The 14,183-nt window shown below is 68.9% G+C and carries 16 protein-coding genes and 1 tRNA gene; 8 read left to right on the forward strand and 9 right to left on the reverse strand.

From position 1 onward, the window contains the following. Positions 1-88: 88 nt before the first annotated feature. The 5 genes from ACMV_RS13890 (at position 89) to ACMV_RS13910 (ending at position 3,117) form a co-directional block, all read left to right on the forward strand. Positions 89-580 (forward strand): methylated-DNA--[protein]-cysteine S-methyltransferase, encoded by a 492-nt coding sequence (locus ACMV_RS13890; RefSeq protein ID WP_012040088.1) that lies wholly within the window; start codon positions 89-91, stop codon positions 578-580. Positions 581-599: 19 nt separating this feature from the next. After that, a complete protein-coding gene (locus tag ACMV_RS13895; RefSeq protein ID WP_007423527.1) occupies positions 600-1,577 on the forward strand; it encodes a quinone oxidoreductase family protein in 978 nt (325 codons plus the stop codon). Positions 1,578-1,737: 160 nt separating this feature from the next. Then, on the forward strand, positions 1,738-2,025 hold the full coding sequence (locus ACMV_RS13900) for a high-potential iron-sulfur protein (protein WP_007423526.1): 288 nt from the start codon (positions 1,738-1,740) through the stop codon (positions 2,023-2,025). Positions 2,026-2,168: 143 nt separating this feature from the next. Beyond that, on the forward strand, positions 2,169-2,615 hold the full coding sequence (locus ACMV_RS13905) for a CHRD domain-containing protein (protein WP_012040089.1): 447 nt from the start codon (positions 2,169-2,171) through the stop codon (positions 2,613-2,615). 70 nt (positions 2,616-2,685) lie between these two features. Further along, complete coding sequence (locus ACMV_RS13910) at positions 2,686-3,117, forward strand: dihydroneopterin aldolase (RefSeq protein ID WP_007423524.1); 432 nt, start codon at positions 2,686-2,688, stop codon at positions 3,115-3,117. Positions 3,118-3,123: 6 nt separating this feature from the next. Here the strand turns inward: ACMV_RS13910 and ACMV_RS13915 are convergent, their stop codons facing one another. After that, a complete protein-coding gene (locus tag ACMV_RS13915) occupies positions 3,124-4,380 on the reverse strand; it encodes an NRAMP family divalent metal transporter (protein WP_012040090.1) in 1,257 nt (418 codons plus the stop codon). Further along, positions 4,377-5,558 carry a lyase family protein gene (locus ACMV_RS13920; protein ID WP_231844428.1) on the reverse strand — a complete coding sequence of 394 codons (1,182 nt, stop codon included), beginning with the start codon at positions 5,556-5,558 and terminating at the stop codon, positions 4,377-4,379. The genes ACMV_RS13915 and ACMV_RS13920 overlap by 4 nt, the downstream gene beginning before the upstream one ends. A gap of 253 nt (positions 5,559-5,811) precedes the next feature. Here ACMV_RS13920 and ACMV_RS13925 point away from each other — a divergent pair, with 253 nt between their 5' ends. Continuing rightward, positions 5,812-7,206 carry a purine-cytosine permease family protein gene (locus ACMV_RS13925; RefSeq protein ID WP_007422770.1) on the forward strand — a complete coding sequence of 465 codons (1,395 nt, stop codon included), beginning with the start codon at positions 5,812-5,814 and terminating at the stop codon, positions 7,204-7,206. Between the two features lie 780 nt (positions 7,207-7,986). Here the strand turns inward: ACMV_RS13925 and ACMV_RS13930 are convergent. Beyond that, a complete protein-coding gene (locus tag ACMV_RS13930) occupies positions 7,987-8,400 on the reverse strand; it encodes a tetratricopeptide repeat protein (RefSeq protein WP_007422769.1) in 414 nt (137 codons plus the stop codon). A 165-nt stretch (positions 8,401-8,565) separates the two neighbouring features. On the opposite strand from ACMV_RS13930, the gene ACMV_RS20905 reads away from it, so the two are divergent. Beyond that, positions 8,566-8,739, forward strand: a complete 174-nt coding sequence (locus tag ACMV_RS20905) for a hypothetical protein (RefSeq protein WP_013640846.1) — start codon at positions 8,566-8,568, stop codon at positions 8,737-8,739. Positions 8,740-8,754: 15 nt separating this feature from the next. Here the strand turns inward: ACMV_RS20905 and ACMV_RS13935 are convergent, their stop codons facing one another. The 4 genes from ACMV_RS13935 to ACMV_RS13950 all read right to left on the reverse strand — a co-directional run bounded on the left by ACMV_RS13935 (position 8,755) and on the right by ACMV_RS13950 (position 11,959). After that, positions 8,755-9,183 carry a hypothetical protein gene (locus ACMV_RS13935; RefSeq protein WP_012040092.1) on the reverse strand — a complete coding sequence of 143 codons (429 nt, stop codon included), beginning with the start codon at positions 9,181-9,183 and terminating at the stop codon, positions 8,755-8,757. Between the two features lie 508 nt (positions 9,184-9,691). Next, complete coding sequence (locus ACMV_RS13940) at positions 9,692-10,129, reverse strand: hypothetical protein (RefSeq protein ID WP_013640847.1); 438 nt, start codon at positions 10,127-10,129, stop codon at positions 9,692-9,694. A gap of 561 nt (positions 10,130-10,690) precedes the next feature. Continuing rightward, positions 10,691-11,440, reverse strand: a complete 750-nt coding sequence (locus tag ACMV_RS13945; protein ID WP_013640848.1) for a PEP-CTERM sorting domain-containing protein — start codon at positions 11,438-11,440, stop codon at positions 10,691-10,693. A gap of 443 nt (positions 11,441-11,883) precedes the next feature. Continuing rightward, positions 11,884-11,959 (reverse strand) — tRNA-Ile (locus ACMV_RS13950). An 89-nt stretch (positions 11,960-12,048) separates the two neighbouring features. On the opposite strand from ACMV_RS13950, the gene ppa reads away from it, so the two are divergent. Beyond that, positions 12,049-12,573, forward strand: a complete 525-nt coding sequence (gene ppa, locus ACMV_RS13955; RefSeq protein WP_007422764.1) for an inorganic diphosphatase — start codon at positions 12,049-12,051, stop codon at positions 12,571-12,573. Between the two features lie 49 nt (positions 12,574-12,622). On the opposite strand, the gene ACMV_RS13960 is transcribed toward ppa, so the two are convergent. Then, positions 12,623-13,483, reverse strand: coding sequence for a Rossmann-fold NAD(P)-binding domain-containing protein (locus ACMV_RS13960; RefSeq protein WP_013640849.1), 861 nt, complete (start codon positions 13,481-13,483; stop codon positions 12,623-12,625). Beyond that, positions 13,480-14,136: a DedA family protein gene (locus ACMV_RS13965; RefSeq protein ID WP_012040095.1), complete on the reverse strand. Its 657-nt coding sequence runs from the start codon at positions 14,134-14,136 to the stop codon at positions 13,480-13,482. Before ACMV_RS13965 ends, ACMV_RS13960 begins: the two co-directional genes overlap by 4 nt. Positions 14,137-14,183: the final 47 nt, after the last annotated feature.

Below are 14,183 nucleotides of genomic sequence, written 5' to 3' on the forward strand. Positions count from 1 at the left end.
CGTCCGCCTGAAGCGGTCGCGGACGGCGGGCGATCACGTCGGCTTGACTTCCGGAAGCGAGGCTCTAGCCTGAACCGAGGAAAGTCCAGTGCCCTCATTATCAATGCAGCATCCGGTTTTCGGCGGTTTCGTCCTGCATGAGCGGGCGGGGGCGATCGTGTCGATCGACTTCGGCGGCGACGGCGGGGCGGCGGACGAGGCGACGCCGCTGCTGCGCCGCGCGGCGGATGCGCTCGCGCGCTATTTCGACGGCGGCCCGCTGGCCGAGGATCTGGCGCTGGCGCCGGCGGGCACCGAGTATCAGCGCCGCGTGTGGGCGTATCTGCGCACGATCCCGCGCGGCGAGACGCGGACCTATGGCGAGGTGGCGCGCGATGTCGGCGGCAGCGCCCGCGCGGTCGGCGGCGCCAACCGCGCCAATCCGATACCGATCCTGATCCCCTGCCACCGCGTGCGCGCGGCGGACGGGCTGGGCGGGTATTGCGGCAGCAGCGAGGAAGGCTGGGGACTGGCGATGAAGCGCCGGCTGCTCGCCCTCGAAGGCGCCGCTTTCAGTGACGGCGCGCGCCGCCGCGCCTGACATTCCGGGAGAAACAGAGATGACGACAAAGGCCATCCGTATTCATGCCCATGGCGGGCCCGAAGTGTTGCGCTGGGAGGACGTGCCCACGCCCGAGCCCGGCCGCGGCGAGGCGCTGGTGCGTCACGAGGCGGTGGGGCTGAACTACATCGACGTGTATTTCCGCACCGGCCTCTACAAGGTGCCGCATCTGCCGGCGACCATCGGCATGGAGGGGGCGGGCGTCGTCGTCGCGGTGGGCGAGGGGGTGACCGAGGTGGCGGCGGGCGACCGCGTCGCCTATGCCGGCGGGCCGGTCGGCGCCTATGCCACCGAGCGGGTGATCGCCGCCGACCGGCTGGTGAAGCTGCCGGCCGGGATCGACTTCCAGACCGGGGCGGCGATGATGCTCCAGGGCATGACCGCGCAATACCTGCTGCGGCGGACCTACCGGGTGCAGGCGGGGGAGACCATTCTCGTGCACGCCGCGGCCGGGGGCGTCGGCCTCATTCTCTGCCAGTGGGCGCGGCATCTCGGCGCCACGGTGATCGGCGTCGTCTCGACCGAGGCGAAGGCGGATATCGCCCGCGCGCACGGGGCGCATCACGTCATCGTCGGGCACGAGCATCTCGCCGCCGAGGTGAAGCGGCTGACCGATGGCGCGATGGTGCCGGTGGTCTATGATTCGGTGGGCAAGGACACGTTCGGGCCGAGCCTTGATTCGCTCGCGCCGCTCGGCCTGATGGTGAGCTACGGCAATGCCTCGGGCCCGGTGCCGCCGGTCGATGTCGGCATTCTCGCGGCCAAGGGCAGCCTGTTCCTGACCCGGCCGACGCTGGCGACCTATACGGCGAAGCGCTCCGACCTCGTCGCGGTGGCGAACGACCTGTTCGGGGTGGTCGAGGCCGGGGCGGTGAAGATCCGCGTCAACCAGACCTTCCCGCTCGCCGAGGCGGCGGCGGCGCACGAGGCGCTGGAGGCGCGGCGGACCACCGGCAGCACCGTGCTGCTGCCCTGACGGGCGGCGGCGGCGCGGGATCACGATCTCGTGCGTGCCGGATTCATGCCATGTTTGGCAATCTAGAGTGGACGGGCCCGGATGGCGCTTGCCAATCCGGGCTTCGTTCCCATTCTCGTTCCGTGTTGTCCACGGGACATGCCAGGCAGGAGAAGAAACAATGTCCGAATTGACCAGACCGAACGGCCGGCGCGCGCTGCTGAAGACGGCGGCGGGGATTTCCGCCGGGATCGCGGTGGCCGGGATCGCGGCGACCCAGACGGCGGAGGCGGCCGGCATGGCCAAGTCCGCGGTGAAGTATCAGGACAAGCCGAAGGACGGGCACCAGTGCGACGGCTGCGCGCTGTATATTCCGGCCTCCAGTTCCGGCAAGGACGGGCGCTGCAAGGCGGTGGCCGGCGCCATCTCGCCGAAGGGCTGGTGCGAGCTGTGGAGCCCGAAATCGTAACGCCGCGGCCCTGAGACCCGCCCGCGGCTTCGGGGGCGGCAGAGCGGACTGACGGCCGGGACCCGGCGCGATGCCGGCCCGGCCGGGACATCCCCCTGGCGCGAGGGGCTGCATCGCGCCGCGACGACATCAAGGAGACGGATGTGAAGGTGAACAGGCGAGGCGTGACCGCGATGATGCTCGCCGCCGGGCTGGCCGGCGGGATCGGGATCGCGCAGGCGAAGACCGTGCGGCTTTCCGCGACGCTGCACCCGGTGGCGGGGACGATGTCCCACGGCAGCGGCATGATGCACGGCACGTTCAACACGGTGACCCGCCGGGTGACGTGGGACGTGACCTACAGCCACCTCAGCAGCAAGGTGATCATGGCGCATTTCCACGGGCCGATCAGCAAGCCCGGGCAGAACGGGCCGGTGCAGGTGTGGCTGACGAAGGCGCCGCCGCATCCGATGGCGGCCGGGCCGATCAGGGGCTCGGCGGTGCTCACGCCGATGCAGGCGAAGGAGCTGATGGGCGGGCACTGGTATGTCATGATCCATACCGTGATGCACAAGCCCGGCGAGCTGCGCGGACGCGTGCACGCCGGCTGAGCCGTTCGCGGTCGCCGGCGACGCGGGATCGTCTCTTGCGTTCGCCGGCGGGGCGGCGCATGGGCGGGGGATGAACGAAAGCCATTTTCCCGCTCCGCCCGCCACCGCAGCGCCGGCGCTGCGGCGGATGTTCGTGCGGGACATGGTGCTGGACGCCCATATCGGCGTCCATGCCCATGAATTCGGCCGCACGCAGCGGGTGCGGATCAATCTCGATCTCGCGGTGCGCGAGGAGGCCGGCCCGCAGGGGGCGCTGATGTCGCGCCCCGGCGTGGGGCGGGACGATCTCGCCCGGGTGGTGGATTACGAGCGGATCGTGCTCGGCGCGCGGGCGGCGGTCGCGGCCGGGCATGTCCAGCTCGTCGAGACGCTGGCCGAGCGGCTGGCGGAGCTGTGCCTCGAGGACTCGCGGGTCGCGCATGTGCGCGTGCGGGTGGAGAAGCTCGACGTGTTTCCGGACATGCAGTCCGTCGGCGTGGAGATCGAGCGGCGGAATTCCTGATCCGGCTCAGACCAGCAGCATCGCCAGGGTGCAGGCGCCCATCAGCGCGGCGGTGAGCCAGCCCATGACCCGCAGCGCGCGGGGCAGGACGTGGCCGTCCATCACCGCGGGGCGGCTGGCGAGGGCGACCATCGCGGCGATGATCGGCGCGGCGGCGACGCCGTTGATCACCGCCGCCCAGAACAGCGCGCGGATCGGGGTGAGCGGGGAGAAGACGATGCCGACGCCGGCGAGCGTCGCCACCGCGAGCACGCCGTAGAAGGCCCGGGCCTCGAGCGCGCGGCGGGAGAGGCCGACCGTCCAGTGCAGGGCCTCGCCGATCGCGTAGGCGGTGCTGCCGGCGAGGACGGGGACGGCGAGCAGGCCGGTGCCGAAGATGCCGAGGGCGAAGACGAGCTGCGCGAAACGGCCGGCGATGGGGGCGAGGGCGCTCGCCGCGTCCGCCGCCGAGGTGATGTCGGTAATGCCGTGGACGTGCAGCGTCGCCGCCGTGCCGATGATGATCGAGAGCGAGACGGCGTTCGAATAGGTCATGCCGGTCCAGGTGTCGAAGCGGATGCGGGCGAGCTCGCCGGCCACCGCCGGGCCGACGGTGGGGATGCGCCCGGCATCCTCGGCTTCCTCGGCCGCCTGCCAGAAGAAGAGATAGGGGCTGATCGTGGTGCCGAAGACCGCGATGAGCGCGAGCAGGGCCGGGCGGTCGAGCGTGAGGCGGGGGATCAGCGCGCCGGCGAGGATCTCGCGCGCGGGCAGGCGCAGGACGAAGAGCAGGGCGACATAGGCGAGCAGCGCCGTGGTGAGGAATTTCAGCACGGCGACGTAGCGGCGGTACGGGATGCGGATTTCGGCGACGACGCAGAACACCGCGATCGCCACGGTGTAGAGCCGCTCGGGACCGCCGGCGAGCATGTGCGCGGTCTGCGCCATCGCGCCGAGATCGGCGCCGAGATTGAAGACATTGGCGATGGCGAGCAGCAGGATCAGGCCAAGGGCGAGCGGGCGGGGCAGGTGGGCTTCCATCGCGGCGCCGAGGCCGCGGCCGGTGATGCGGCCGATCCGCGCGCTGATCTCCTGCACCGCGACCATGAAGGGCAGGGCGAGCACCACCGTCCAGCCGAGGGTGTAGCCGAACTGGGCGCCGACCTGGGAATAGGTGGCGATGCCGCTCGGGTCGTCGTCGGCGGCGCCGGTGATGAGGCCGGGGCCGAGGCGGGCGAACAGGGCGCGGGGGACGCGGCGCCAGGCGTTCGGCGCGTCGCTCAAGGGCGGCGGTCCTGGCGGGCGTGGGCGGCGAGGGCCGCCTCGATCAGCGCCGGGATCGCGGGCGAGGGGGATGCGGCCGGGGCGTGGGCGAGGTTGCGGGCCATGGCGGCCTCGTCGACCGTGAGGCCGGCGAGCAGCTCGGCGAGGGCGGCGAGCGCGCCGGAGGCGAGGCGCATGAGCTCGGGCCAGACCGATTGCTCGGCCTGCCAGGCGCCGGCGGCGCGCTCGTGCTCCTGCGGCAGGGCGGCGAGCAGGGTGGCGGCGAGCGGCGGGGCGCGCAGCGCGGCGGCGCGGATGGCGACGGCGAGGGTGGGGTTGCGCTTGTGCGCCATCGCCGAGGAGCCGCCGCGGCCGGGGGCGGCGGGTTCGGCGGCCTCGGCGCATTCGGCCTGCATCATCAGGGCGGTGTCGGTCGCGATCTTGCCGGCGGTGCCGAGGGCGGCGGCGAGGGTGGCGGCGAGGCGGGCGAGCGGGGCGCGGCTGGTGTGCCAGGGCAGGGGCGCGGGATCGAGGCCGAGGGCGGCGGCGAAGGCGGTGGCCGCCGCGTCCGCCCGGGTGCCGAAACCATCCAGCGTGCCGGCGGCGCCGCCGAGCTGCGGGCGGAGGGCCTGGCGCGCGGCATCGCGCAGGGCGGCGCGGGCATCGTCGAGGGCGGCGAGCCATTGCGCGGCCTTGAGGCCGAACGTGGCCGGCAGCGCCGGTTGCAGCAGGGTGCGGGCGATCATCGGGGTGGCGGCATGGGCGCGGGCGAGGCGGGCGGCCGCCGCCGCCGCCGCGTCGAGATCGGCCTCGAGGAGGAGAAACCCGTCGCGGAGCTGGAGGATGAGGCCAGTGTCGACGATGTCCTGCGTGGTGCCGCCGCGATGGATGGCGGCGGCGTGCGCCGGCACCGCGGCGCGCAGCCAGGCGACGAGGGGGATGACGATGGTGCCGGCCCGCGCGCCGGCTTCGGCGAGGGCGGCGGGATCGGGCTTTTCTCCGGCGCAGGCGGTCTCGATGGCGGTGGCGGCTTCGGCGGCGATGAGGCCGGCGGCGGCGCCCGCGCGGGCGAGGGCGGCCTCGGCGCGGAGCATCGCCGCGATGCCGGCGCGGGCGGAGAAGAGGCGGCGCATCGAGGCGGTGGCGGCCATGATCTCCGCGGGCGCGAGGGTCGGCTCGTCCTCTGGCGGTCCGCTCACGGCGCGGCTCCGGCGGCGGGCATGGTGGCGCGGCGCGCGCCGGCGGGTCGGGTCATCGCGTCTCCAGGGCGGGCGGGCCGCCGGGCAACCGGTGGGCGGGCCCATATGGCGCGGATTCGGCGCGCCGCGCCAGTGGAAAAGTGCCGCGCGGCGGCGTGGGAGCGGTCCCATGGCGCGAAACAGGGCTGGACAAATTGTATAGACAATTGTTTGCTGGCGGCGACCACAAGAACATCGCAAGGGGGAGCAAGACGTGACCAGCGAGACCGTTCCGGGCGCCATCGAGCGCCGCGCCATCGACCCGATACCCGAATCAGAGCGGCATGGCCGGCCGGCCGCGCTGTTCACGCTGTGGTTCTCGGCGAACATGCAGATGACCACGGTGGCGACCGGGCTGGTGGCGACCGCGCTGGGGCTCGGCCTCGGCTCGGGGCTGCTGGCGATCGTGCTCGGCAATGTCGTCGGCGGGCTGTTCATGGCCTATCACGCCGCACAGGGGCCGAAGCTCGGCATTCCGCAGATGATCCAGTCGCGCGCGCAGTTCGGCGTGGCCGGGGCGAACCTGCCGGTGGCGCTGGTGATCGTGCTCTATGTCGGGTTCTTCACCCTCAGCGCGATCCTCGGCGGCGAGGCGGCGGCGGCGCTGTTCGGCGTGTCGAAGGCGGCGGGGGTGGTGATCGTCGACGCGCTGGCCTTCGTGCTGCTGGCGTTCGGCTACGACCAGATCCACCGCTACGAGCGCTATGTCGCGCTGGTGTTCCTGCTCGTGTTCGGCGCCGTCACCATCGCGCTGCTCTCGCGCTACCACGCGATGCCGGCGGCGCCGGCGAAGGCGGCCTCGCCGGCGATGGTGGTGCTGGGGATCTCGATCTTCGCGACCTGGCAGATCACCTACGCGCCCTATGTCGCCGACTATTCGCGCTACCTGCCGGCCGATACCTCGTTCCTGCGCAGTTCGGCGCATACCTATCTCGGCTCGGTGCTGGCCTCGATCTGGATGATGAGCCTCGGGCTGCTGGCCGGGCTGGTGGCGAACAAGGCGGCGAACGCCGACACCACGCTGTTCTTCGCCGGGCTGCTCGGGCCGGGGCTGCGCTGGCTGATGCTCGTGGTCATCATGCTCGGGATCGTCGGCGCCAATGTGCTGAACCTGTACGGCGCCGCGATGTCCACCGGCACGATCCTGACCGCCGGCGGCGACACGACGCTGGCGCGGGCGGTGCTGGCCCGGGGCAGCGCGCTGCGGATCGGCGTCGGCGCCGCGATCGCGGTGATCGGCACGGCGCTCGCGGTTCTCGCGAGCGGCAGCTTCGTCGACGGGATGACCAATTTCCTGCTTCTGCTGCTCTACGTTTTCGTGCCGTGGACGGCGATCAACCTGACGGATTTCTACCTGGTGCGGCAGGGAAGCTACGATATCGGCGCGATCTATGACCCCGCCGGCATCTACCGGCGGATCAACTGGTCGACCATGGCGATCTATGCCGTCGGCATTCTCGTCGAGATCCCGTTCATGAATGCCGAGCTCTACGAGGGGCCGATCGCCCGCGCGCTGGGCGGCGCCGATATCAGCTGGCTGGTCGGGCTGGCGGTGTCCGGCGCGCTGTATTTCGCGGTGAACCGGGCGGGGCGGGGTGCGGCGGCGTGAGCGGGGCCGGGAGGTTGCGCATACAAGCCGGGAGGCGCTCCGGAAGGGCTGGAATATCCTTCCGTATAGGGGATCAAAATCACGTAAAAACGAATATCGACAGGTCAGTTCGTCTCACGTAACAGGAGGTCGTCTCGCACCTCTGGACAAGGTGCGGGGCATCTCGCGCGTCGGCCCCGGAGAGATCCGGGGTCGCTTGCTTTGGAGCCGGTGCCCGGATGGGCAGCACCGCCCTCACCTGCCGGCACCGACCGCCTGGGCGCGGCGGCGGACCCGGCCGGGTCCGATGATGCTTCAGAGGAGGAAGGGTGCCGAGACGGCCAGCGCGGCGATGACGATCACCGCCGCGGCGCGCAACGGGTGATCGTAAAGCGCGACGCTCTTGGCGCACACGCACTCGAACCAGTTGCCAGGACGCGACCGCGGGGACGCCATTGCCGTTGCTGCCTTTCGTTTGGGGACTGCCCAGGGTGTGACGCCGTGGGAGTCGGACGCCATACGCGTATGGCCATATCGGTTTCGCGGGCACCCCGGGAGAACGCATGGCCGGTATCGAATTTGTAATCCCGCCGTCGGGATTTCGACATCTGCTCAAAGGGGTGATCGCCTTCGGTCGAAGGCGGCTTGCGGCGTGAAACGTCGTGACAAGAGTCCGCAACATTGCGGCGATCCGGGCGCGCTATGCCACGGGCGGTCGCGTCGTTGCGGTATTCGGGGCGCTTCGCCCCCGGACGCGGCAAGGCGCCGCGAGGGGGCGTGCGAGGGATGCGAAAGGCGGGTTCAGGGGTTCTGCGGCGGGCGGGGCTGCGACCGCAGATAGGCTTCCAGCGCGGCGAGGTTCTGCCGCGCGGTTTCGTTGCCCTGCGCGGCGGCCTGGCGATAGAGCTCGATCGCGCGCCGCGTGTCCTGCGGGACGCCCTGGCCGGTCTGGTACATCATGGCGAGGTTGTTCTGGGCGACGGGATCGCCGCGCCGTGCCGCGAAGGCGAACCAGTGGGCGGCCATCGCATCGTCCCGCGGGACGCCCTGGCCGTTTTCGTAGAGCGAGCCGAGATAGGTCGCTGCGGCGACATTGCCGTTCCGCGCCGCCTGTTCGAGCTGGCTGACCGGCTGCGCCTGGGCGGCCTGCCAGGCGCCAAGCGTTGCGACAAACACGATCGCCGCGGCGGCGCCGCGTATCCGGTGTGCTGTCATCGTTCTCTCCTCCGCGAGCTGGTTGCACGTGAGCCCAGCGGATATCGGTCCGGCGGGCGGCCGGTTCAACAACGGGTGCGGCGGGACGAAGGCGACCCCTTGGCGAGGCGGGGGATTCGGCGGTATCCCGATGGCAAGAAAGCGATCGCTTGATCCGAGCGGCACATGGATATGGGAAACATCTTCATCCGGCTGAATTCGCTCCTGTTTCACCCCTGGATGCTGGGATTCTTGCTGCTCGGGTTCACCGGCCTGTCGGTCTGGTGTCTCGACTGGCTCATTTTCAGGCGGCGGCTGCAGGCGCGCCTCTCCGATCGCGACGACGAGGCCGGGCCCTGACCCGGACGGGGCGGATCACCACCCGGCGGCCTTGGCCATCCGGTCGAGCTCGTCCAGCCGGCTGGTGGTGATCAGGGCGGCGCATTGCGTGTCGGGCGCGGAGGCGGCCTTGAGGCGCGTCACGATCTGGGTGTCGGTGAACATGGAGAGTTCGGTGCCCTGCCGGCCGCTGTCCTCGGGCCAGAGGGTGCGGGCCGCATCGGCGGCGTCATAGGCGATCTGCTCTTCAACCAGAGATTGCCAGCGGACGGAGCGGAGATGGCAGCGGACAGCGACGACCGCCCACCACTCCATGTCGAGGAGCGGGGTGGTCTCGGTGAGGAACGTCGTCTCGCGGCGATGCGAAACGACGGGAATCGGCGGCAGGCGGGAGGCTGGCTTGATCATCGGCCCCGGTAAGGAAAGCGCGAATGCCCCCGCCACGAGAAGCGCTCGAACGCTCATGTGCCCATCCAGATAATACGAAGAGAGGCGTCTTTTTTGACTAAGGTTAATTATTTATACATTTTATGATAACGTAATATACTGAAGAAATCAATTGCTCCATAGGATGAAACTATTAATCAAAAGCAATATCGCGAACGGACGTCATGCGCGATGACTTGCGGCCGCCGGGAAAAAAGTGGCAGCCGGGCTTTGGAGGAGAACCGGCTGCCAACGGAAAGTGGGAGCATAAGCACGTGTGTCGTGCCGAGCGCCTTGTGCGTGCGGGCCGGGAGAGGGTCAACCGGGGGTGGGCGCCGGGAGCGCCCACGTTGCGGTGAGCGTGTTCACAAGATCGAAAGACGCGGCCAGGCGGGCGGCGAGCCGGAGGCCCGGCCGAGACATTATGAAACGTGGGCGTTACGCGCGAGCGACGAAGATCGGCCATGATGCGAGGCATGCATTTGGACCTCCTTGCGCACCGGCCCCGGAGCCCTCATCCGGGGCCGTTTTTCGGCCGGGGCGCGGTTCACCATCCGCCCGCCTTGGCGATGTGATCGAGCTCCCCGAGCTTGCCGGTGGACACGAGGGCGGCGCATTGAAGCCGCGAGGCGAATTCGGCCTCGCGGCGAGCCTCGGCCTGCGCGGCGGTGAAGATCGACAGCGCCTGTTCCTGGCGCTTCCCGTCGCCCGGCCACAGGAGTTTTGCCGCGTCCGCGGATTCATGGGCGATGCGTTCCTCGATGGCGGCCTGCCATCGCGCGGTGCGGAACCGGCAGCGCAGCGCCTCGACCGCCCACCATTCGAGGTCCAGAAGCGGCTGCGTTCCCTTCAGGAACGCGATCTCGCGGCGGTTGGGGCGGGCGACGATCATGGGCGGTGGATGGCAGGCCTGCCCCGTGCCGCCCAGCAGTCCCGGCATGGCGGCCAGCGCCGCGCCCGCCACGAAGACGGCCCGATGCAGCATGCGCCCCTCCCAGAATTATGAAACCAGCTGCTTTTTTGCCTTCAGGTAATTATTTTGAAAGCGAACGATAATCTCGTTGGATCAAAGATCAACTATTCAAAAAGCTTATATTCTTAAGGTTTCATTCTACCCTTGCGGGAATCCCGCCGCGCCCGCGGGCGTCGCCCCGGGCGAATGAGCGGGCAGGGTCGTTGCGGGGTGGGCGGACCAGGGGAGGATCGAGGCCGCTGGTGCGCCGGGCCGGCAAGCCGGGTAGGGACGCGACGTTGCGCGAGGCCTGCTCTACGTGGCCCGGCACCTCGCCACTGGCCGGGCTTCGCCCGCGTTGTGGGTGCGGCACTTCTACGCCAAGACGCGGTTCTACGTGATGTGCTGGCGGGCGGGCTATAGGGTGGTCACGGTTCGGCGGTTGGCGCGGGAGGCCGCCGCACAAAACTGAGACAATAGGAAAAGCCTCCGTTACACGGGGCCGCTTAAAAGCCAGTGCCGGACTTTCCTTTCAATGTCCGCTTTGAACTCCAGTTGCAGTTGGCCCCGGAGACATCCGGGGCCTTTTTGTAATCAGGCACGCCGGCGCTTGCGGCGCGCGACGAGGCCGAGGCCGAGAAGGCCGGTGCCCAAGAGGACGAGCGAGCCGGGCTCTGGAACGGTCGCCGTTATGGTCGAGAGCAACACGTTGTTCTTCGTTGCAACCACATCGAGATAGTCCCACGTGCCGATCACGTTGGTTAACGCGCCCGTATAGGTGCCGCCGGCACTCAGAAGTGTTGCGCCGATCATATTCCCGTAAGTGTTTGTGCCATAGACCGCCCATTGATCGCCACCCGGCAAGCTGCCCATCGAGAAGCCGAGATTGAGCGAATTCAGGGGTGGGCTTGAAAGGCGGGAAATATCGACCTGCACGAAGCTATTGATCACGTTAGCACTGATCTCGCCCTGACCCGTTGGATCGTTAGTCAGGCCGATACCCTGCTCACCGGGCTGAAGTCCGGTGGTCGTCGGATACTGGCCGTTCTTTTGATACAGATGCAGTGTTGGTCCCGACTTTGAATTCGTGGGACCAAACGGCGTCAGTGTAACAGTCTGTGCCGGATTTAGGGCAGGCGTGCTGCTGAAGGTGACAGACTGGGTGCCTGATGTGCCATCGATTATGGTCCCACCTGGGCCGCCAGTGATGACACTGTTTTTGCCACTATGGTTGTAGAAGACCCAGCTCACGACGTCGGCCTGCGCCGCGCCTGTTCCGGCGAGGCTGACGGCACTGAGCGCAGCGGCGCCGAAAATGGCCGATCTTAGATAATGTGGTCTCATGAATTCCCCCTGTATGTGCCGGATTATGCCGGCTAAGGCATCCTGGAGGCTCAATTCGTTGGGAATATCACCATCCAAACTAAGTGCAGCAAAAATGATGCCAAAATAAAAAATTTAATCTTATCAGGACGATAAGCATTAATTTTTCAAAATGATGTAAAAAATCCTGACAATTCTTGGGGCGTTTATTCTCGAACGAGACATTCAAAAAGCCAGCCGAACAATCGCAAGGGAGGCTAGCGACACAGCATTTTGGCCAAGTGCCGGCGCGCTGGTGGGCGTCCGCCACGAACTGGCGATGCTGTGCGAACCGGGACGCAGGCGACAGCGGTAGCCTGACATTTTCGTAAAATTTTGCGGCGTGGAAGCACGCGGTATGTTGCCCCGAAAATCGAGATAGGTCCGAAACCGGTTCTAAAATCCATATAAAATATTGATTTCATTGGTGCGCCGGGCAGGACTCGAACCCGCAACCAAACCGTTATGAGCGGTCCGCTCTAACCGTTGAGCTACCGGCGCACGCCGCCTGTATGGGGCCGGGGCGCGGCGATTGGCAATATCCGCCCATGCCGCTAGAAGGCGCGCGACATCATTCAGGAGGTTCCGCCATGGACGTTTCCAAGATCCCGGCCGGCAAGGCGCCGCCGTCCGACATTCATGTGGTGATCGAGATTCCGCAGGGCTCGGCGGTGAAATACGAGGTCGACAAGGAGAGCGGGGCGGTGATGGTGGACCGCTTCCTGTTCACCCCGATGGCCTATCCGGCGGCCTACGGGTTCATTCCCAACACCCTCGCCGACGATGGCGACCCGGCGGACGCGCTGGTGCTGGTGCCGGCGGCGGTGGTGCCGGGGGCGGTGATCCGGGCGCGGCCGATCGGCGTGCTGCGGATGGAAGACGAGGCGGGGCAGGACGAGAAGATCGTCTGCGTGCCGCATGACAAGATCCACCCGCAATTCTCCGGCGTGACCGAGGTCGACCAGCTGCCGGCGATCACGCGCGACGCGATCGAGCATTTCTTCACCCATTACAAGGACCTGGAGAAGGGCAAGTGGGTGAAGGTGACCGGCTGGGAAGGCCGCGAATCCGCCGAGGCGGCGATCAGCCAGAGCCTCGCCCGCGCCGCGAAGTAGTTTTGCTCCGGCTCCGGCCCGGTGAGGGCCGGAGCGGCTTTGGAGGCCGTCAGGCCCCGGTTTCCGCCGCGAGGATGGCTTCGAGCCCCTCGCGGTAGGAGGGAAAACGCCAAGGGCGGCGCAGCGCCGCCCTGGTGCCCTCGCTCCGCACGATGCGGTTTTCCGACCAGAAGGACAGCGCCATCGGCGACATTCCGCGCCGCGCCTCGTCGAAGGGGATCAGCGGCGGCGGGGCGATGCCGAGCAGGGATGCGGCATGGGCGATGACATCGGCGCTCGGGGCGGGTTCGTCATCGGCGAAGTTGAGGATGCGCACGCCGCCGGTGGCCGTGGCGATGGACGCGAGCGTGCCGCCGGCGATGTCGTCCACATGGATGCGGCTGAATTTTTGCCCCGGCCGGTCGATCCGGCGGGCGGTGCCGGCGCGCAGGTCGTCGATGGCGGAGCGGCCGGGGCCGTAGATGCCGGCGAGGCGGATGATGTCGACGGCGCGGTGGTCGTTCGCCATCGCCGCCCAGTTCTGCTCCGCCTCGACGCGCCGGAGGGTGCGCGGCGAGCCGGGGGCGGGCGGCGTGGTTTCGTCGACGCTGCCGCCCTGGCGGTCGCCATAGACGCCGGTGGTGGAGAAATAGCCGATCCAGCGCAGCGCCGGGGCGGCGGCGATGGCATCGGCGCAGAGGGCGAGGAGCGGATCGCCGGCCTCGCCGGGGGCGGCGGTGACCAGCAGATGGGTCGCGTCCGGCAGCGCGGCGGCGGCCTCGGCGAAGGGGACGAGCGCCACACCCTCGGGCGCGGATCTGCCCGCCGGGTCGCGCGCGGTGGCGAGGACGGCGAAGCCCGCATCGCGGGCGGCGGTGGCGACGGCGCGGCCGGTATAGCCGAGCCCGGCGATCAGCAATGTTGCGGTCATCTCTTGTGCGGAAGCTGGTCGGGGAGGGTGGCGCGGGCGGCGGCGGCGCGTTCGAGCCGCTCGCCGTGGCGGCGGGCGAGGACCACCATCGCCACGCCGACGGCGACGATGACGACCGCCGCGGCGGCGCCGAGCGGGCCGGCGAAGCGGTTGATCTGCTTGCCGAAGATGTAGGCGACGCCGCCATAGATGCCGGCCCAGATGAGGCAGGCGAGGGTCTGGAAGGCGATGAAGCGGCGCCACTCCATCACCGTGACGCCGGCGAGCAGCGCGGCGAGGGCGCGCATCACCGCGAAGAAACGGCCGAAGACGACGATCTTGCCGCCATGGTTCTCGAACAGCCAGTGGCCGGCGCGCAGCCGGCGCTCGGTCAGGCCGATATGGCGGCCATGGCGGAGCAGCACCGGGTAGCCGGCGTTGCGGCCGATCCAGTAGCCGGCGGCGCCGCCGACGATGGCACCCGCCGCGGCGGCGAGGATGAGGACCGAAATGTCGATCCGGTGGGTGGTGCCGGCATAGATCGCCGCGGAGACCAGGGCGGTTTCGCCGGGCAGCGGCAGGCCGAGGCTTTCCAGCATGATCAGCGCGGCCACCGCCAGGCTGCCATAGGCGGCGATCCAGGGAGCCAGGGCGTGGTTGAAGGCGGTGATCATCGGTCGGCTCGGGTTTCCAGCGCGGCTGCGGGTTAAGCGGCTTTCAT

The organism is Acidiphilium multivorum AIU301 (genome assembly GCF_000202835.1).
GTDB classification, from domain to species: domain Bacteria; phylum Pseudomonadota; class Alphaproteobacteria; order Acetobacterales; family Acetobacteraceae; genus Acidiphilium; species Acidiphilium multivorum.